This is a genomic window from Massilia agilis, from assembly GCF_024756255.1.
In the GTDB taxonomy this organism is placed as follows: Bacteria; Pseudomonadota; Gammaproteobacteria; order Burkholderiales; family Burkholderiaceae_D; genus Telluria; species Telluria agilis.
Map to the genome: position 1 here is coordinate 281,611 of NZ_JANUHB010000005.1, position 18,693 is coordinate 300,303.

The 18,693-nt window shown below is 67.2% G+C and carries 15 protein-coding genes; 10 read left to right on the forward strand and 5 right to left on the reverse strand.

Annotated features, from left to right (window positions below):
- Positions 1 to 31 precede the first annotated feature (31 nt).
- Complete coding sequence (locus NX774_RS20040) at positions 32 to 388, reverse strand: FKBP-type peptidyl-prolyl cis-trans isomerase (protein WP_258824042.1); 357 nt, start codon at positions 386 to 388, stop codon at positions 32 to 34.
- A gap of 177 nt (positions 389 to 565) precedes the next feature.
- On the opposite strand from NX774_RS20040, the gene NX774_RS20045 reads away from it, so the two are divergent.
- The 7 genes from NX774_RS20045 to NX774_RS20075 all read left to right on the forward strand — a co-directional run bounded on the left by NX774_RS20045 (position 566) and on the right by NX774_RS20075 (position 10,294).
- Positions 566 to 1,537 carry a YVTN family beta-propeller repeat protein gene (locus NX774_RS20045; protein WP_258824043.1) on the forward strand — a complete coding sequence of 324 codons (972 nt, stop codon included), beginning with the start codon at positions 566 to 568 and terminating at the stop codon, positions 1,535 to 1,537.
- Positions 1,537 to 2,322: a polysaccharide deacetylase family protein gene (locus NX774_RS20050; protein WP_370660456.1), complete on the forward strand. Its 786-nt coding sequence runs from the start codon at positions 1,537 to 1,539 to the stop codon at positions 2,320 to 2,322. The genes NX774_RS20045 and NX774_RS20050 overlap by 1 nt, the downstream gene beginning before the upstream one ends.
- Positions 2,319 to 3,317 carry a sterol desaturase family protein gene (locus NX774_RS20055; protein ID WP_258824044.1) on the forward strand — a complete coding sequence of 333 codons (999 nt, stop codon included), beginning with the start codon at positions 2,319 to 2,321 and terminating at the stop codon, positions 3,315 to 3,317. The genes NX774_RS20050 and NX774_RS20055 overlap by 4 nt, the downstream gene beginning before the upstream one ends.
- The gene (locus tag NX774_RS20060) at positions 3,314 to 4,120 is read left to right on the forward strand and encodes an EI24 domain-containing protein (protein WP_258824045.1); all 807 of its coding nucleotides are present in this window, start codon (positions 3,314 to 3,316) and stop codon (positions 4,118 to 4,120) included. Before NX774_RS20055 ends, NX774_RS20060 begins: the two co-directional genes overlap by 4 nt.
- An 81-nt stretch (positions 4,121 to 4,201) precedes the next feature.
- Complete coding sequence (locus tag NX774_RS20065) at positions 4,202 to 4,987, forward strand: competence/damage-inducible protein A (RefSeq protein WP_258824046.1); 786 nt, start codon at positions 4,202 to 4,204, stop codon at positions 4,985 to 4,987.
- A 533-nt stretch (positions 4,988 to 5,520) separates the two neighbouring features.
- Positions 5,521 to 8,940, forward strand: coding sequence for a transglycosylase domain-containing protein (locus tag NX774_RS20070; RefSeq protein WP_258824083.1), 3,420 nt, complete (start codon positions 5,521 to 5,523; stop codon positions 8,938 to 8,940).
- Positions 8,941 to 8,974: 34 nt separating this feature from the next.
- Entirely contained in the window at positions 8,975 to 10,294 is a 1,320-nt protein-coding gene (locus NX774_RS20075; protein WP_370660460.1) for a TAXI family TRAP transporter solute-binding subunit, read from the forward strand.
- A 106-nt stretch (positions 10,295 to 10,400) separates the two neighbouring features.
- Here the strand turns inward: NX774_RS20075 and NX774_RS20080 are convergent, their stop codons facing one another.
- Together NX774_RS20080 and NX774_RS20085 are read right to left on the reverse strand one after the other, a co-directional pair.
- Positions 10,401 to 11,207: a helix-turn-helix domain-containing protein gene (locus NX774_RS20080; protein WP_258824048.1), complete on the reverse strand. Its 807-nt coding sequence runs from the start codon at positions 11,205 to 11,207 to the stop codon at positions 10,401 to 10,403.
- 58 nt (positions 11,208 to 11,265) lie between these two features.
- Positions 11,266 to 12,480, reverse strand: coding sequence for an NAD(P)/FAD-dependent oxidoreductase (locus NX774_RS20085; RefSeq protein WP_258824049.1), 1,215 nt, complete (start codon positions 12,478 to 12,480; stop codon positions 11,266 to 11,268).
- Between the two features lie 235 nt (positions 12,481 to 12,715).
- On the opposite strand from NX774_RS20085, the gene NX774_RS20090 reads away from it, so the two are divergent.
- Positions 12,716 to 14,665 carry a CocE/NonD family hydrolase gene (locus NX774_RS20090; RefSeq protein ID WP_258824050.1) on the forward strand — a complete coding sequence of 650 codons (1,950 nt, stop codon included), beginning with the start codon at positions 12,716 to 12,718 and terminating at the stop codon, positions 14,663 to 14,665.
- A gap of 33 nt (positions 14,666 to 14,698) precedes the next feature.
- Here the strand turns inward: NX774_RS20090 and NX774_RS20095 are convergent, their stop codons facing one another.
- Both NX774_RS20095 and NX774_RS20100 read right to left on the reverse strand, forming a co-directional pair.
- Entirely contained in the window at positions 14,699 to 15,778 is a 1,080-nt protein-coding gene (locus NX774_RS20095; RefSeq protein WP_258824051.1) for an NHL repeat-containing protein, read from the reverse strand.
- A gap of 80 nt (positions 15,779 to 15,858) precedes the next feature.
- Positions 15,859 to 16,317, reverse strand: coding sequence for a rhodanese-like domain-containing protein (locus tag NX774_RS20100; RefSeq protein ID WP_258824052.1), 459 nt, complete (start codon positions 16,315 to 16,317; stop codon positions 15,859 to 15,861).
- A 281-nt stretch (positions 16,318 to 16,598) separates the two neighbouring features.
- Between NX774_RS20100 and glnA the strand changes: the two genes are divergently transcribed.
- Positions 16,599 to 18,014, forward strand: coding sequence for a type I glutamate--ammonia ligase (glnA, locus tag NX774_RS20105; RefSeq protein WP_258824053.1), 1,416 nt, complete (start codon positions 16,599 to 16,601; stop codon positions 18,012 to 18,014).
- Positions 18,015 to 18,162: 148 nt separating this feature from the next.
- Entirely contained in the window at positions 18,163 to 18,687 is a 525-nt protein-coding gene (locus tag NX774_RS20110; RefSeq protein ID WP_370660457.1) for a DUF4124 domain-containing protein, read from the forward strand.
- Positions 18,688 to 18,693 lie beyond the last annotated feature (6 nt).

The window sequence follows — 18,693 nt, forward strand, 5'->3', positions numbered from 1 at the left end:
ACAAGCGTCAACCGCAGGAGCGGGCGCATCGTTATACCGCCAGCAGTTCGACGTCGAAGATCAGCGTGGCGTTCGGCGGGATCACGCCGCCCGCGCCGCGCGCGCCGTAACCCAGGCTGGCCGGGATGACCAGGCGGCGCGCACCGCCCACCTTCATGCCCTGCACGCCTTCGTCCCAGCCGCGGATCACGTGGCCGGCGCCGAGCGGAAACTGGAACGGGTCGTTGCGGTCCTTGCTCGAGTCGAATTTGGCGCCGGTGGTGCCATCGTCGTTGCGCAGCCAGCCGGTGTAATGGACGGTGACGAAGTTGCCGGCCTTGGCTTCGGGGCCGTTGCCGACCACGGTGTCTTCGTACTGCAGGCCGGAATTGGTGGTGATCAGGGACATGGTTTTCCTTAGATTGCTGAGGTTCGAACGGCGATTGTAGTGCATGCCCTGCAAGGGGTCCATGGCCGGTTTTTTCATTGTGTTGCGACGGCGCGCCGAATCTGCGTAATGCCAGTCATCGGGCCGTCATTTTCCACGTAGAATATGTGTTCTGTTCCCTCGGGCCAACAAATCTTTATGCTCCGCAGTTTCCGTAAGCTCGTCCTCTCCAGTTTTTGCCTGCTGTCGGCCCTGCCGGCGGCGCATGCGAACGTGGTGGTGATCCTCAATTCGCGCGACGCGACGGTCCAGCTGCTGGACCAGGCCAGCGGCGCCGACCAGGGCACGTTTGCAGTCGGCAAGGAACCGCACCACCTGATGGCCACGCCGGACAACAAGTCGCTGATCGTGGCCAGCTCGGTCGGCAACGAGCTGATCTTCCTGGACCCGCTCACCGGCAAGATCCAGCGCAAGCTGTCGGACGTGCTCGACCCCTACCAGATCGGCTTTTCGCCGAACCAGAAGTGGTTCGTGTCGGCCTCGCTGCGGCTGGACCGCGTGGACATCTACAAGTACGACGGCGCCAACCTGGCGCTGGCCAAGCGCATCCCGCTGCCGCGCCTGCCCAGCCACATCGCCTTCAACGCCGACAGCACGATGGCTTTCGTCACCCAGCAGGGCAGCGACCAGGTCAGCGGCATCGACCTGAACACGCAGACGATCAAGTGGACCATCCCGGTCGGCAAGCTGCCGGCGGGGATCGTGATGACGCCGGATAACAAGTACCTGCTGGTCGGCATCATGGGTTCGGACTATGTCGAGGTGATCGACTGGCGCACCCAGAAGTCGGTCAAGCGCATCAAGGCCGGCGACGGCACCCACAATTTCCGCTCGCTGGGCGACAAGCGCCACGTGTTCGTGTCCAACCGGGTCTCCAACACGATCAACATCATCGACACCGTGACCCTCGAAAACGTGGGCACCATCAACGTGCCGGGCGGCCCGGACTGCATGGAGCTGACCAACGACGGCAAGACCCTGTGGGCGACGCTGCGCTGGATTAAGAAGGTCGCCGTGATCGACGTCCCGTCGCGCAAGGTGATCAAGCTGATCCCGGTCGGCCGCTCGCCGCACGGCGTGTTCTTCGCCAACTCCGCGCCGAGGTCGTGATGCAGGCACGGCGTGCAGTCGCCGCCGTGCTGCTGATGGCGGCGTCAACCAGCGTGGCGCTGGCGGGCACCACGCCGCCGGCCTGCCACGGCACGATTTACCTGACCTTCGACACCGGCAGCCAGTCGCAGGCCGAATTCATCGCGGGCGTGCTCCGCAAGCATGCGATCCGCGCCACCTTTTTCCTGGCCAACGAAGAGACCGTGCGCGGCGACTGGTCGCTCGATCCGTCCTGGGCGCCGTTCTGGAAGCGGCTGGCGGCCGAGGGGCATGCGTTCGGCACCCACACTTTCGACCACGTGTACTGGCAGCGCGACCTGGCCGGCGGCAAGATGGTGGTCAAGCCGCAGTTCGGCGCCCACGCCGGGCAGAAGCTCACCTGGGATGCACAGCAGTACTGCGATGAGCTCAAGCGGGTGGACGCGCGCTTTGCCGAGCTGGCCGGGCGCCACCTCGACCCGCTGTTTCGCGCGCCGGGCGGGCATACCTCGCCCAACTTGCTGGCCGCGGCGCGCGCCTGCGGCTACGCGCACGTGGGCTGGGCCAAGGCCGGTTTCTCGGGCGACGAAACGCCATCCGAGACCTATCCGAACGCCGTGCTGCTCAAGCGCGCACTCGACAACCTGAAGGACGGCGACATCTTCATGGCCCACCTTGGCATCTGGTCGCGCAAGGACCCGTGGGCGAGCGCCGACCTGGAACCGATGATCGAAGGACTGGAGCAGAAGGGCTTCTGCTTCGGCACCATACCCCAACACCCCGCGTACTCAAGCGCTACCAAATGATCCAGCATTTCATCGATTGGTTCGGCGTCGTGCAGGGCTGGCTGTTCCAGGCCGTGGTCGAGCCTTTCCTGTTCGTGACCGGCCTTGGCGAGTACACCGAGGACGCGTTCGAGGGCGTCGAGTGGTTCCTGGCCGGCTTGTGCGAGCTGGTGGTGCTGTTCGCCGTGCTGCGCCCGCTCGAATCCCTGATCCCGGTGCACGAGATCACCGACAAGCGCGCCCGCTGGAACGACTTCATCTACACGATCATCAAGCGCGCCGGCCTGTTCTCGATGGCCGTGTTCTTCACGCTCGACCCGCTGATGGACCACGTGGCCGGCCTGCTGCGCTTCGAGGGCGTGCACCCGTTTAACCTTGAATCCCTGTTCCCGGGCATGCCGCCGGCCGCGAGCTTTTTGCTGTACCTTATGGTGCTGGACTTCTTCGAATACTGGTTCCATCGCGGCCAGCACAAGCTGCGCTGGTGGTGGGGCCTGCACAGCCTGCACCACAGTCAGCGCAACATGAATTTGTGGACCGACGACCGCAACCACCTGCTGGACGACCTGCTGCGCGACGTGTACCTGGCCGCGATCGCGCTGGCGGTGGGCGTGGCGCCGGCGCAGTACGTGCTGCTGGTGTCGGTGTCGCGCGCGCTGCAAAGCCTGCAGCACGCGAACGTGCGCATCCATTTCGGGTGGCTGGGCGAGCGCCTGCTGGTGTCGCCGCGCTTTCACCGCCTGCACCATGCGATCGGCGTGGGCCACGAATCGAAGGGCACGGGCTCGCTGGGCGGCTGCAACTTCGGCGTGCTGCTGCCGTGGTGGGACATGCTGTTCGGGACCGCCCGCTTCACGCCCGAATTCGCCGCCACCGGCGTGCGCGACCAGCTGCCGCGCCAGGACGCCGCCGGCAACCAGGTTCCGGGGCGCGACTACGGCCGCGGCTTCTGGCGCCAGCAGTGGCTTGGCCTGGTGCGCATGGTCGAATTCTCGCGCAGGAAGCCGGCCCGATGAACATGATCGCCCGCGCCTGGAGCCGCGCGCTGCGCTCGCAGTTTTCTGGCCGCATCCTGCTGCTGTCGCTGCTGCCGCTGGCGCTGTCGGTGCTGCTGTGGGGCGGGTTGTTGTGGATGTACCTGCAACCGCTGCTCGACTGGCTGCACGCGCTGTTCGCCGACTATGGCGGGTTCGCGGCGAGCGGCAGCATCCTGTCCATGCTCGGGCTGACCATGCTCAAGGCGATGGTGGTGCCGATCGCGGCGATGCTGCTGCTCCTGCCGCTGATGATCGTCACCTCGCTGCTGTTCATGGGCGTGGTGGCGATGCCGGCCATCGCCCGCCACGTGTCGCGGCGCCAGTATCCGGACCTGGAGGCAAAGCAGGGCGGCAGCATGCTCGGCAGCCTGGGCGTGAACCTGTTCGCGATGGTCGTGTTCATCGCATTGTGGCTGGTGTCGCTGCCGCTGTACGCGGTCCCGCCGCTGGCGCTGGCGGCCCATGCGCTGCTGTGGGGCTGGCTGACGGCGCGCGTGATGGGCTACGACGCGCTCGCTGCCCACGCCAGCGTCGAGGAGCGCCGCGAACTGCTGCGGCGCCACCGCGGCCAGCTGCTGGCGATCGGCACGCTGTCGGGGCTGGCCGGGGCGCTGCCGGGCATCGCGTGGATCGGCGGCGCGGTGCTCTCGGTGGTGCTGTTCCCGCTGCTGGCGATGCTGGCCATCTGGCTCTACATCGTGATCTTCCTGTTCACCGGCTTGTGGTTCCAGTATTTCTGCCTGGAAGCGCTGGCCGCACTGCGGGCGGAGTCCGCGGGTTGACCTTGATCCCTTGACGCCGCGCCAGCCAGCGCGGCCGATTCATGGCAAACTGATTATCCTGTTTGACGTTCTGGAGCGCACATGGCAATTGGCCTCATCATCATCGGTGACGAAATCTTGTCCGGCAAGCGGCGCGACCAGCACTTTCCCAAGGTGGTGGAGTTGCTGGCCGAGCGCGGGCTGCAGCTGGCCTGGGCCGAGTTCGTCGGCGACGACCGCGAACGCATCACCGCTACGCTGCGCCGCACCTTTGCCGGTGGCGACATTGTGTTTTCGTGCGGCGGCATCGGCGCCACGCCGGACGACCACACGCGCCAGTGCGCGGCGGCGGCGCTGGGCCGGCCGCTGGTCATGCACGCCGAGGGTCGCGCCAACATCGAAGAGCGTATCCGCGAGACCGCGCGCGAAGCCGGGGGCGAGGCCGACATGAACGCGCCGGACAACCTGCAGCGCCTGAAGATGGCCGAGTTCCCGGAAGGCGCCAGCCTGATCCCCAATCCGTACAACCGCGTCGCCGGCTTCACGGTCGGCCACCACCATTTCGTGCCGGGCTTCCCGGTCATGGCCTGGCCCATGATCGCCTGGGTGCTCGACACGCATTACGCCCACCTGTTCCACCAGGAGGCGCGCGCCGAACGGGCGCTGCTGGTGTACGGGCAGGCCGAGGCCGCGCTCACGCCGCTGATGGAGCTGCTGCAGGTGAGCTACCCCGGCGTGCGCGTGTTCAGCCTGCCCAGCGTGGGTGACGCCACCACGCGCCGCCACATCGAACTGGGCGTCAAAGGCAACCCCGAACAGGTGGAGCGCGCGTTTGCCGCCATGTGCGCCGAGCTCGACCGTGTAGGCGCGGAATACCAGCGCTTGTAGGTGGAAATGCCGTCGGGTAAACGCAGTCGTTGTTTTTTTGCGAAAATTAAACATCATCAGCGTTTTTGTTGAACAGCGTTTCGTGCGCAACCTGTTGATGTGGTGGAATGGTGTCAAGCGGAACGGCAACTTGTCGCTGTGCAGTACGCCTTTCGCCCTATGAAACAAACGACGCCCTCGAGCAGTCGAACAGACCAGCAGCACTGGACGGCGAGCAGGTCGGTGACGGGTTCGCAGGGTTATTGATTCACACCAGTTGAGCCATCATGGAAAGTATTCGCCGTTCTTTGCGGCCTCTCGTCGAGCGCGCCGCGCGCCTGCTGCGCCCCAGCGCCGTCTTTGTCCACGCCAGCGCCGGCCCGGTGCCGGTGGCGATCATGTCGCAGGGCGCAGTGCCGCAGGAAAAATTTCCCAAGCCCCAGTTGTCGGTGATTCCCGGCGGCCCCGACGCGCCGCCGCCCGATGGCGACGGCCCGCAACCGGGCAAGAAGCGTAAAAAGGGCCGCATCACGCGCATCCTGCTGCTGGCCTTCATGGTCATCTTCGTGGTGTTTGCGTGGCTGGTGTACGAGGAGACGCGCACGTCGGCCCTGCAGGCGAAGTTCTTTGCCGACCTGGTCGGCAAGCTCCATTACCGGGTCGAGCCGGGGCCGAGCGACGCCATCCGCTTCCCGTCCGACAGTCCCTATGACGAGCGGCTGGGCTACGCCAACCTGCCCGACTACCTGGGCAAGCTCAAGACGCGCGACTACGTGGTCGATGCGCAGGCGCGCATCTCGCCCAAGATGGTCGAGATGGCCGACCTGGGCCTGTTCGCGACCTATCCCGAAAAGACGCGCGTGGGCCTGGACATCCTGGACCGCAACGGCCAGATGCTGTTCTCGGCGCGCTACCCCGAGCGCACCTATGCGCGCTTTGACGATGCGCCATCGCTGCTGGTGCAAAGCCTGCTGTTCATCGAGAACCGCGAGCTGCTCGACCCGGCCTACCCCAAGCGCAACCCGGCGATCGAGTGGGACCGCTTCTCCAAGGCGGTGTTCGACAAGACGCTGCATTCGGTAGGCCTGGGCGGCGGCGGGCGCGTGGCCGGCGGCAGCACGCTGGCCACCCAGATCGAAAAGTACCGCCACTCGTCGGAAGGGCGCACGTCTTCGCTCACCGACAAGCTGCGCCAGATGGCATCGGCCACGCTGCGCGCCTACCAGGGCGGCGAGGACACGACCGACGCGCGGCGCCGCATCGTGCTCGAATACCTGAACACCGTGCCGCTGTCGGCCAAGGTCGGCTACGGCGAGGTGAACGGCATCGGCGATGGCATGTGGGTCTGGTACGGCCACGATTTCGCCGAGGTCAACCGCCTGCTCAACGCGCCCAAATGGACGCCTGAAGCCGTGCAGGCCTACAAGGAAGCGCTGTCGCTGATGATCGCGCAGCGCCGCCCGGCCTATTACCTGGGCGCCGGCACGCAAGACCTGCAGGTGCTCACCGACAGCCACCTGCGCGTGCTGGCCCAGGCCGGCGTGATCACGCCGCAGATCCGCGACGCCGCGCTCGCGGTCAAGCTGCACCCGTCCGCCGCGTCGGGCGTGGCGCCGCCGGCCGCCAACGCCTTCGTCTCGCGCAAGGCCGCCAACGCTGTGCGCAACCACCTGGCCACGCTGCTGGGCGACCCGCGCCTGTACAACCTCGACCGCCTCGACCTGTCGGTCAAGACCACGCTCGACGCCGACGCGCAAAAAGCGGTGACGGCGATGCTGCGCAAGCTCTCCAGCGCCGAGGCGGCCGAACAGGCGGGCCTGACCGGCAAGGGCATGCTCGGCAACGGCGACCCGTCCAAGGTGGTGTACAGCTTCACGCTCATGGAGCGTGGCAAGGACATGAACTACCTGCGCGTGCAGACCGATAACTTCGACCAGCCGCTCGATATCAACGAGGGCGCCAAGCTCGACCTGGGATCCACCGCCAAGCTGCGCACGCTGGTCACCTACCTCGACATCATCGACCAGCTGCACGAGCGCTACGGCCAGATGAGCAAGGAGGACCTGGCCCAGGTGCACATCGATCCCAAGGACCACCTGTCGCAGTGGGGCGTGGACTACTTCCGCCAGCTGCCGGCCGGCGCCGACCGCGGCCTGCCCGCGATGCTCGACGCCTCGCTCGAGCGCAAGTACTCGGGCAGCCCGGGCGAAGCCTTCTTCACCGGCGGCGGCGTGCACACCTTCGGCAACTTCAGCAAGCTGGACGACCATCGCATCCTGACCGTGCGCCAGGCGCTGCAGAACTCGACCAACCTGGTGTTCGTGCGCCTGATGCGCGACGTGGTGCGCTACTACATGTTCCAGCTGCCCGGCTCGTCGGCGCAGCTGCTGGCCGACGCCGACGATCCGCGCCGCGCCGAATACCTGGCGCGCTTCGCTGACCGCGAAGGGCAGACCTTCCTTGCCAAGTTCTGGAACAAGTACAAGGGCAAGTCGTTTGCCGAGGCCGAGAGCCTGCTGCTGTCGGGCCTGCACCTGACGCCGGCCCACCTGGCCGCCGTGTACCGCTCGATCCATCCGGACGGCACGCTGGCCCAGTTCGGCGCCTACATCAACGACAACCTGCCGTCCAAGAACGAAGTCGAGGACGACAAGCTGGCCAGGATGTACGAGACCTACGACCCGGCAAACATGTCGCTGGCCGACCGCGGCTACGTCTCGTCGGTACACCCGCTCGAGCTGTGGCTGGTGGACTACCTGCGCACCCACCCGAAGGCGGGCTGGGACGAGGTGGTGAAAGCCTCGGTCAACGAACGCCAGGAGGTCTATTCGTGGCTGTTCAAGACCCACCGCAAGCATGCGCAGGACAAGCGCATTGCCGGCCTGATCGAGGTCGAGGCCTTCCTCAAGATCCACGCCCAGTGGAAGAAGATGGGCTACCCGTTCGATTCGCTGGTGCCGTCGTATGCGACCACGCTGGGCGCGTCGGCCGACCGCCCGGCCGCGCTGGCCGAGCTGATGGGCATCCTGGTCAACGGCGGCGTGAAAAAGCCGGTCGAGCGCATCGACTCGCTGCATTTTGCCGCCTCCACCCCGTACGAGACCCTGGTCAAGCGCGCACCCAAGGTGGAGGGCGAGCGTGTGCTGTCGGCCGACGTGGCGCGCGCCACGCTGGACGCGATCCGCGGCGTGGTAGCCGAGGGTACGGCCAAGCGCGCCAAGAACGCCTTCGTGCAGGCCGACGGCAAGGTGATCGCGGTAGGCGGCAAGACCGGCACCGGCGACCAGCGCTTCGACGTGTTCGCCAAGGGCGGGCGCCTGATCGAGTCGCGCTACGTGAACCGTTCGGCGACCTTCGTCTTTAACATCGGCGAACGCTTCTTCGGCACCATGACCGCCTACGTGCACGGGCCCGAGTCGGCCAACTACGACTTCACCAGCGCGCTGCCGGTGCAGCTGCTAGTGACGCTGGCGCCGAGCCTGATGCCGATGATCGAACCGAACCACGCGGCGCTGCTGGCGGCCAAACAGAAGGCGGCCGAGGCCGCGCAGGCTGCTGCCGAGGCGCCGGACGTGCAGGCCACTGCGGCGCTGGCGCCGGCAGGGCCGGCTGCCCCTGCGGCGGCGCCGGCGGCCGGCCCCAAGGCCAACGTCGTCGAGGTGGACGAGAAATCCGTGGCCGCGGCCGTGGCGGCGAAAAAAGCGGCCGAGACGGCGCGCACGGCCGCCAAGCCTGCGGCGCCGGCTGCAGAAGCGCCCAAGGCCGCAGTGGCCAAGCAGCCGCGCGAAGCCGAGCCGGCTGCCCCCGCCAAGGCGCGCGTGCACGAGGAGCCGGCAGTGGCCAAGGCCCCCGCGAAACCGCGTGCAGCCGATGCAGAGGCACCGCGGCCCGCGGCCAAGCGCCCGGCCAAGGTGCGCGAGGAGCAAGCGCCCGCCAAGCGTGAAAAGCCGGTCGAAGGGAACCCGCTGTTTTGAGTAGCCCGCGTCCATGCAGCCAGTGCGCCGCGTAATGTCGAACGTGCGCAAGTTCAGCACGATCTCGCTGCGCGACATGCTGGTGGCGCTCGGCCCCACCGTGGTGCTGGTGATCGCGGCCTGCGTGGCCGCATGGCTGCTGGTCGATCCCGCGCCGCCGCGCCAGGTGGTGCTCGTCACCGGGCAGGAAAACAGCGCCTACGAGGAGTTCGGCCGCCAGTACGCCCGGCTGCTGGCCAAGAACGGCATCCAGGTCACGCTGCGGCGTTCGCTCGGTTCCCAGCAAAACCTGCAGCAGCTCGTAGAAGGCCGCGCCGACATCGGCTTCGTGCAAAGCGGCTCGACCAACGAGGCGCAGGCCGAGCGGCGCGGTCTGGTCTCGCTGGGCAGCCTGTTCACCGAGCCGGTGTGGCTGTTCCTGCGCGACCCGGTCAAGGTGGACAACCTCACCCAGCTGCGTGGCCTGAGCATCAACGTCGGCCCAGAAGGCACGGGCGTGCCCAACCTGTTCCGCCAGATCCTTTCCGTGAACGGCGTCGAGCCGGGCGAGCTGCGCCTTGGCGCGCTGGAAAACACGCCTGCCACCGTGGAGCTGCTGGCGGGCCGCATCGACGGCCTCGTGTTCAGCTCCGCGCCGGAAGCGCCGCTGATCCAGATGCTGCTGCAAACGCCCGGCATCAAGCTGTTCGACTTTACCCAGGCCGAGGCCTACACGCGGCGCCTGCCGTTCCTCACCCACGTGGTGCTGCCGCGCGGGATCGTGGACCTCGGGCGCGACATCCCGTCCAAGGACTACCAGCTGATCGCGCCCACCGCCACCCTGGTCGCGCGCGAGGGCCTGCATCCTGCACTGATCGACCTGTTCGTGCAGGCCGCCACCGAGATCCACGGCGGCGCCGGCTGGTTCCAGCAGCAGGGCCAGTTCCCGACCCCGCGCTATACCGAGATCCCGGTCGCGCACGAGGCCGCGCGCTTCTACCGCGACGGCCCGCCGCTGCTGCAGCGTTACATGCGCTTCTGGCTGGCCAACCTGTTCGAACGGATGTGGGTGGTGATCGTGCCGCTGCTGGCGCTCCTGATCCCGCTGTCGAAGGTGGTGCCGCCGCTGTACGTGTGGCGCATCCGCTCGCGCGTGTACCGCTGGTACGGGCAGCTGCGCGCGGTCGAGCAGGCGCTGGAGGCGGCGCAGGCAGACAAACGCCCCGAGGCGCTGCCCGACCTGATGCGCCGGCTCGACGACATCGAGCGGCGCGTCAACCAGACCAGCATCCCGCTGGCCTTTGCCGATGCGCTTTATGAGCTGCGCAGCCACATCAACTTCGTGCGGCAGCGGGTGAGGGCGGCGCTGGCCTGATCGCGTAGGGTGGGCTCTCGAGCCCACGCGGTGCATTCGCGGCGTGCGAACGCGTGGGCACAAGCCCTCGGCGGTCCCGCCCACCCTACGTCCACGCAGTGCATCCCTACCCGGCGGCGCGGCCGGCGAACACCAGGCTGGTGAGCTCGCCCTGCGGCAGCAGCTCGGAAAAGCCGCCCGAGAATTCGCGGCACTCCTTGATCAGGTGGCTCTGGTCGTAGTAGCCGCAGGCCGCCGCCAGGTCGGCAACCGAGCTGGCCTGGCCGATTTTTCCCAGCATGCGGTGAAAGCGCGCGAGCCGCGCAAATTTTTTTGGCGAGATGCCGACCGCGCGCGTAAAGCGCCGTTCGAGCTGGCGTTCGCTCACGTGGTGCGCCGCGGCCAGCCGCGCGATCGACACCTCGCCGCCATGCCGTTCGATGACGGCGGCAGCGCGCCGCGCGAGCAGGTCGGCCGCCTGCTCGGTGCGCAGGCGCGTGAGGAAGCGCTCCACAGCGGCCACCTTGGCGCCGTCTTCACGCGCGCGCGACAGCGCCTCTTCGATGCGTTCCTGTTCGCCCGGCGGCAGCAGGTCGGAAAGTTCCACGTTCAGGTGCAGGAGCTCGTGCGCGCCGAGCCGGAAGAACTGACCGACGGCCCCGGCGCGAAAGGTGACCAGCACGATGCCGACCTGGCCGTCGGTGCCATAGGTGCGCGGCGCCGTGTGCATGCCGGTGAGCGCGCTGCCAACCGCGTCGGTCTGGCTGCGGTAGCCCGCCAGCACGCGGCCGCCGTAGTGCAGGCACAGCGAGATGGACAGGGGCGGCAGCATGCGCAAGGGCTGCGCTGCCGTGCCCTTGTCCATTTCGAGCAGGGTGTACGCCTCGACCGCGTCGTCGAGCGCGACGCCCGGCAGGTAACGCCTCACACGCATGGTTTCCCCCTTGTGTGACCAATTGTAGACGTCCTGTGCCGGGCTGTGCAAACAAGCGTCATGGCACGCATTCGGGTGCGCCTTGCATGATCGCGCCCAGGTTGGCAGGGTCGAAGAACTCCGGCACGGTGACCGAACCGGCCATCACGCCGAAAAAGCGCGCCAGCGCCTGCGGCTGGCTTTGCATGGCCAGCGCCAGCGCGCGCATCTCGGGCGGCGGGCTGGTGAGCTGGGCCAGGGTGCAGGTGTAGTCGAACATCGGCGCAATCGTGCGGTTGCGTGCGGCCTCGTAGGTGCCGGCGGCGGCGTTGAGGTTGGCGCCGCTGGTGAGCGAGATCGCGTCGGCCAGCATCTCGGCGTCGCGCAGCGCGTCGGCCATGCCCTGCGCCGTGACAGGGTCCTTGTGGCAGCCCGCGTCGCCGATGAGGGCCCAGCCCGGCCCCGCCGATTGGCGGATGAAGTTCGGGTTCTTCACCAGTCCCTGCAGGCGCGGCTCGCGGGTCGCGCCATCGAGCTTCTCCCACAGGCCGGGCAGGGCGCGCAGCGTGGCCAGGTAGGCGCCTGCGATGTCGCCGCGCAGGCGTTCGTGTTCCTCCTGCGGCCAGGCCACGTTGATGATGGTGGCGCCGTCGTTGGTGGGCGCCGCCACCGCAAAGCGGCGCACGCCGTCGCCGCGCACGTACAGCTCGGCCCTGCCCAGCTCCAGGCCATCCCAGTAGGCGTAGTAATTGCAGGCGTAGCTGGGCCGTTCTTCGACCATGCGCGCGCCGGCCAGGCGCGCCACGGTGGACTGCATGCCGTCGGCGCCCACCACCAGGCGCGCGTTCCATTCGAGCCGCTCGCCTGCGCGCGAGCGCCCGACGACGCCGCGCACGCGCTCCGCGTCGCACAGCAGGCCGTCCACCCGCACGCCCGTGTGCACATGGGCGCCCGCCGCGCGCGCCTGCTCCAGCAGCCAGCTGTCGAACAGGTGGCGGCGCGGGCAGAACGCAAAGCGCTCACCGCTTACTGCCAGTGGCTCGCCCTCCAGCACCACGCCGTCCAGGTCCAGCAGCATGCCCTGCAGGGCGGGCGCACCCAGCGCGGCCAGGCCGTCGCGCAGGCCCCAGCCAGCCAGGCGCGCGACCGCGCACTGGTGCAGGTAATGGCCGGACAAGGTATCGCTGGGGAATTCGTCGCGGTCCAGTACCGCGACGGTCATGCCGCGCCGCGCGAGCAGCAACGCGAGGGCGGCGCCGGCGCAGCGCGCGCCGACGATCACTACGTCATACATCGCTTGTTCTCCTTTATTGTGGAAGCTACATGGACGAGCCGTCGCCCCGGCGAAAGCCGGGGTCCATACTGAGCGTGCGACTCCGGGTGCTCAGCATGGGTCCCGGCCTGCGCCGGGACGACGGCGATGGATGAGATCGTAGTGGCGCAGGGGCCGGCGGTGATTGTAAAAATCCGACGACTTTTGGTGATTGGATTTACACTGGCGACTTTTCTTTTATTAATCAAAGGAAACCATGCCCCGCCTGCCTTCCGTCCTTGCCCTGAGCCTCGCGCTGGCCTTCGGCGTCGTCCATGCGGCCGGCGTCGATGCGGTCCACGCCGATGCTCCCGCCGCCAAGCGCAGCCTGCGCGAGACCTACACCAAGTACGAATTCCGCATCCCGATGCGCGACGGCGTGCGCCTGTTCACGACCGTGTACGTGCCCAAGGATTCCTCGCGCCCGTACCCGTTCCTGATCAACCGCACCCCGTACAGCGCCGGCGTGCAGGCCGAAGGCGAGCTGCATTACGGCGAGGACTGGGTACCGGAAGCGATCGGCCCGTCGAAGGAGTTCGAGGATTCGGGCTACATCTTCGTCAAGCAGGACGTGCGCGGCCGCTACATGTCGGAAGGGAAGTGGCAGGAGATGACGCCGCACGTGAACGCGAAGCTGGCGGCAGGCGAGGGCACCGAAAGCCAGGACATGCACGACACCGTCGAATGGCTGCTCAAGCACGTCCCCAACAACAACGGCAAGGCCGGCATCTACGGCATCAGCTACCCCGGCTTCTACACGGCCGCCAGCATCATCGACTCGCACCCGGCGATCAAGGCGGCCTCGCCGCAGGCGCCGATCGCCGACCTGTACATGGGCGACGACTCGTACCATGGCGGCGCCTTCATGCTTGCCGCGAACTTCGGCTTCTATTCCGCGTTCACGGTCGCGCAGAATCCGACCGCGCTGCCCAAGAAGTGGGAAGGCTTCGACTACGGCCAGGCCGATGGCTACGACTTCTTCCTGCAGCACCTGACGCTGCCGAACATCCTGTCCACCATGACCGACAAGCAGCGCGCGCTGCTGGTGCCGACCATCGAGCACGATACCTACGACGAGTTCTGGAAGATCCGCGCCATCACCCCGCACATGAAGAACGTGAAGGCAGCCGTGCTGTCGGTGGGCGGCTGGTTCGACGCCGAAGACCCCACCGGCCCGTTCAGCATCTACCACGCGGTCAAGAAGTACAACCCGGCCACCTTCAGCGGCCTGGTGGTCGGCCCGTGGGTGCACGGCGGCTGGGCGCGCGGCGAAGGCAAGAGCCTGGGCCACGTGCAGTTCGACAGCAAGACCTCCGAGTACTTCCGCAAGGAGATCCAGTTCCCGTTCTTCGAAGAGCACCTCAAGGGCGCCAAGCCGGCGCGGCCGATCGCCGAAGTGACCGCGTTCGAAACGGGCTCGAACATCTGGCGCCGTTACAGCGCGTGGCCGCCGGTGCAGGCCAAGCCGCGCACGCTGTACTTCGGCGCCGACGGAAAGCTCAGCTGGCAGCAGCCCGCAGCCGGCAGCGCGTACGACGAGTACGTGTCCGACCCGAGGAAACCGGTGCCGTACATCGGCTATGCCACCACCGACGTGCCGCAGGAGTACCCGGTGTCGGACCAGCGCTTCGCCGCGCACCGCCCGGACGTGCTGGTGTACCAGAGCGATGTGCTGGAAGAGGACGTGACCATCGCCGGCCCGGTCAGGCCGCAGCTGTTCGTCTCGACCACCGGCACCGATGCGGACTGGGTGGTCAAGCTGATCGACGTGTATCCGCAGGAGTACCCGGCTTCGGGCGAGCAGCACGGCCGCCGCGGCGATGTGCCGCCGCCGTCAACGACGATGGCCGGCTACCAGATGCTCGTGCGCGGCAATCCGCTGCGCGGCAAATTCCGCCACAGTTTCGAGAAGCCCGAGCCGTTCACGCCGGGTGAAGTGGAGGAAATCAGCTACGACATGGGCAACGTGAACCACACCTTCCGCCGCGGCCACCGCATCATGGTGCAGGTGCAGAGCTCGTGGTTCCCGCTGATCGACCTGAACCCTCAGACCTTCACCTCGATCCCGAAGGCGAAGCCGGAAGACTTCAAGAAAGCGACCCAGCGCGTGTACCACGCACCGGGCACGCCGTCCGGCCTGCAGGTGCTGGTGATGCCCACGCCGTAATCGCCAGGCGGGCCGGCCGGCCCGCCCAGGTGCTCACTGCATCGCGATCCGGATGACGGCGTTGCCCGAGGTCGCGTAGATGGCGCCGGTCTTCCTGTCCACCGCGACACTGGTGACCGGGCCAACGCTGCCCGGCAGCGGGCCCGGCACCACCGTGGCCGAACCGCGCGTGCCGGCGTAGGTCGTGACCACGCCTGCCGGGGTGATTTTCCGGATCAGGTTGTTGAACCTGTCGGCGGCGTAGAGATTGCCCGCGCTGTCGGTGGCGAGCGAGGTGACGCCGTTGAAGCTGGCCGCCGTGCCGGTCCCGTCGGCGTCGCCCGTCTGGCCCGGTGTGCCCGCCACCAGCACCAGCTTGCCGTCAGCGGCGACCTTGCTCACCGCCTGCTGCAGGTCGGCCACATACACCGTGCCGCTGCTGTCCACCGTGATGCCGCGCGCGGGCGGGAACCTGGTTCCGAACACGCCGCTCATCGTGTCCACGCCTTCGATGATGGTGGTGCCCGTCGCGGTGATCCTGCGCGTGCCGATGCCGGTCGTTGCGTACACGTCGCCGTTGGGCGCCACCGCCACCGCTTGCGCCACGAACTGCTGCATGCTGCGGCCGTCGTTGTTGGTGCCAAGCGGGATGGTCGCGATCGTGGTCACCGCGCCCGCCGGGCTCACCTTGCGGACGTGGAGGTAATCGGCCACGAACAGGTTGCCGCCGGCGTCGATCGCCAGCCCGGCCGGCTGCGCGAAACGGGCGGCCGCGCCGATGCCGTCGTCGCTGCCGTATGCGGTTGCGGAGCCCGCCAGCGTCGAGACCTGGCCGGCAGGGGTGATTCTGCGTATCGTATTGTTGTGGGTGTCGGCGACGTAGAGGTTGCCGCCGTCGCCGATGGCGATGCCGGACGGGCCGGCGAAACGGGCGCCGCCGCCGGTGCCGTCCGCGCTCCCGCTTTGGATCGGATCGCCCGCCACCACGGTAATGGCCAGCCGGTGCTCGGGCTCGACGACGGGTGCCGGCTTGCTGTCGCCACCGCCGCCGCAGCCTGCCAGCAGGGCCAGCGCGGTCAATACGAAGGCGCGCCGGCGCGCCAGGCCCGATCGCTCGATGCTTGTGCTGTACATGGGAACTCGCTGTATTCAGGAGTGGCCATGGTAGCAGCGCATGTGCGGGAACTCATCCCCCCGCGATGGGGGCAAGCGATTCAGGCGCCGATCCAGGGCAGCCCGTGCTTGCACCAGCCGCCGACGGTCTTGCGGTGGCCGTCGGCGTCGCGGTCGCCCTCGAAGCCTTCGAGGATGTCGAACGCGTTCGGGTAGCCGATCTCGGTGGCCACGCGCGCGGCGTGGCGCGAGCGCACGCCCGAGCGGCACAGGAACAGCAGCACGTCGTCGTGCCCGGCAACCTGCGCCAGCTGCTGCGCGAACTCGGGGTTGGGCACGCCGCCCGGGTACAGGTTCCACTGCACCGCGGCGTGCTGCGCCTCGGGCACGGCCGGGCGGCCCACCCAGTCGCGCTCGGCATTGGTGCGCACGTCCACCAGCTTGACCTTGGGGTCGGCCTGCAGCAGCGCATACGCCTCGTGCGGCGTGACGGCACCCGCGTAGGGCTGGCCCGGGGCGCGGGTTCGGGCCTCTTCCAGGATGTGTTCGATAGTGCTCATGTCAGGCTCCCTGAGTGGATGCTGCGCGGCAGTGCATGGCGCACCACTTTGGTGCTGCTTCAAGAAATTGCACCAATTCGGTGCATGCACCGCCATGGCGCACGCTTCATTTTGTAAGGTGACGCAAAGATTTTATGGGTAAACTGCACGGTTTCCAAAGACAGATTGCGCATTTATTCATGCGCGATGGCTGGCACGGAACCTGCTTTAGTTCAGGCAGTCAACAGTCGCCCGCTGGACCCCACCTCAGGCTGACACCCGTTTTCACTTAGGAGATACGAATGGCAAAGACCGCCGCAGACGTAATGGACATGGTTAAGGAGCACGAAGTCAAGTTCGTGGATTTCCGTTTCGCGGACACCCGCGGCAAAGAGCAACACGTGACCGTTCCCGTGTCTCACTTCGACCTGGACAAGTTCGAGTCCGGCCACGCCTTCGACGGCTCGTCGATCGCCGGCTGGAAGGGTATCGAAGCATCGGACATGCTGCTGATGCCGGACCCGTCCACCGCCAACATCGACCCGTTCATGGAAGAGACCACCCTCTTCATGCAGTGCGACGTGATCGAACCGTCGGACGGCAAGGGCTACGACCGCGACCCGCGCTCGATCGCCAAGCGCGCCGAAGCCTACCTGAAGTCGTCGGGCGTGGGCGACACCGCCTACTTCGGCCCGGAACCCGAGTTCTTCATCTTTGACTCTGTGCGCTGGAAGATCGACATGTCGGGCTGCTTCGTCAAGATCGATTCGGAAGAGTCGTCGTGGGCCACCGACAAGGAAATCGAAGGCGGCAACAGCGGCCACCGTCCGACCGTCAAGGGCGGCTACTTCCCGGTCCCGCCGGTCGACAGCTTCCAGGACATGCGCTCGGAGATGAGCCTGATCATCGAATCGATGGGCATCCCGGTCGAAGTGCACCACCACGAAGTGGCCGGCGCCGGCCAGAACGAACTGGGCACCAAGTTCTCGACCCTGGTCGAGCGCGCCGACTGGACCCAGACCATGAAGTACGTGATCTGGAACGTGGCCCACAGCTACGGCAAGACCGCCACCTTCATGCCGAAACCTATCGTCGGCGACAACGGCTCGGGCATGCACGTGCACCAGTCGATCTGGAAGGACGGCAAGAACCTGTTCGCCGGTGACGGCTATGCCGGCCTGTCGGAGACCGCGCTGTACTACATCGGCGGCATCATCAAGCACGCCAAGGCCCTGAACGCGATCACCAACCCGGGCACCAACTCGTACAAGCGCCTGGTGCCGGGCTACGAAGCGCCGGTCAAGCTGGCCTACTCGGCCCGCAACCGCTCGGCCTCGATCCGCATCCCGCACGTGGCCAACCCGAAAGGCCGCCGCGTCGAAGTGCGCTTCCCGGACCCGCTGGCCAACGTCTACCTGTGCTTCGCCGCGCTGCTGATGGCGGGCCTGGACGGCATCCAGAACAAGATCCACCCGGGCGAGGCAGCATCGAAGGACCTGTACCACCTGCCGCCGGAAGAAGATGCAAAGATCCCGACCGTGTGCGCATCGCTGGAAGAAGCGCTGGCTGCACTGAACGCGGACCGCGAGTTCCTGACCCGCGGCGGCGTGTTCACCGACTCGATGATCGACGCTTACATCGAGCTCAAGATGCAGGAAGTGCAACGCATGCGCATGACCACGCACCCGGTTGAATTCGACATGTACTACTCGTCGTAATCGATGTTGGGTGGGCGGGTTCCTCGCCCACCCTGCAACATAAAACGGGGAAGGCCGGCAGGCATTCCCCGTTTTTTTTCGTGGATGCGGTATATTCGGGCTGGTTCGAATTCATGCACGGGTTCGCCGTGCCGCTTGACAGATGGGAATGACAACACTGATGCGCCGCCTGCCTGGCGCCGCGCCGCTGCTGGCGGCCGGGCTGTTCGCGCTCGTTCCGGCGCAGGCCCAGTCGACGGTGTACAAGTGCGTCGACGACCGTGGCCGCATCGAGTTCACCGACACGGCCAAGCGCGGCTGCAAGCCGCTCGACCTGCCGGGCTTCATCTCCGCGCCGCCGCTGCGCCAGGCGCCCGCGCGCCAGGCTGGCAACGGCCGTCCGGCGGCACCGCCGCCTGCGGCCAGCAGCCCGGCCAGCTTCCCGCGCGTGAGCAGCTACGAACAAAAGGCGCGCGACGACGACCGCCGCGGCATCCTCAACGAGGAACTGCGCAACGAGGAGAAGAAGCTGGCCGACCTCAAGCGCGACTTCAACAATGGCGAGCCTGAGCGCCAGGGCAACGAGAAGAACTACGCCAAGTACCAGGAGCGCGTGGCCCAGATGCGCGACGACATCGCGCGTTCCGAGCGCAACGTCGAAGCCCTGAAGCGCGAGATCGCCAACATCAAATGATCAATC